Annotated in this window: 1 protein-coding gene; it reads right to left on the bottom strand. The window is 65.9% G+C overall.

The features are described from left to right. On the bottom strand, positions 1–578 hold a 578-nt coding region (locus VLA65_RS21935; protein WP_332603746.1), incomplete at both ends, for an aldehyde dehydrogenase family protein.

Genomic DNA, 578 nt, shown 5'->3' on the forward strand with positions numbered 1-578 from the left:
CGCCGGCGTTCAGGCCGAGCATGCCGGTCTCGAGCTTTTCGCCCATCCGGATGCCGCGGTTCAGGTCGCGGGTGAAGACGTACGCCACCAGCCCGTACTCGGTGTTGTTGGCCAGGCGAACGGCTTCGTCTTCGGTGGTGAAGGTGATGATCGGTGCGACGGGGCCGAAGATTTCCTCGGAGAGGATCCGGGTGCCTTCGGTGACGCCGGTGAGGATGGTGGGCAGGTAGAAGTAGCCCGGGCCTTCGGCCGGTCCGCCGCCCAGGACAGCTTTGGCGCCGGAGGCGACGGCGTCGGTGACGAGTTCGTGGACCTTGTCCCGGCTCTTGGCATCGATCAGGGGACCGACCGTGGATTCCGGTTCGGTGCCGCGGGCGGTGGTCATGTCCGCCATTTTCGCGGCGAACTTTTGGGCGAATTCGTCGGCGACGGATTCGTGGACGATGAACCGGTTCGCGGCGGTGCAGGCCTCGCCCATGTTCCGCAGTTTGGCCAGCATGGCACCGGCAACCGCAGCATCAACGTCGGCGTCCTCGAAGACCACGAACGGGGCGTTGCCGCCAAGTTCCATGGACGTC

The sequence above is a fragment of the Arthrobacter sp. S2(2024) genome (assembly GCF_036662515.1).
Taxonomy (GTDB): domain Bacteria; phylum Actinomycetota; class Actinomycetes; order Actinomycetales; family Micrococcaceae; genus Arthrobacter.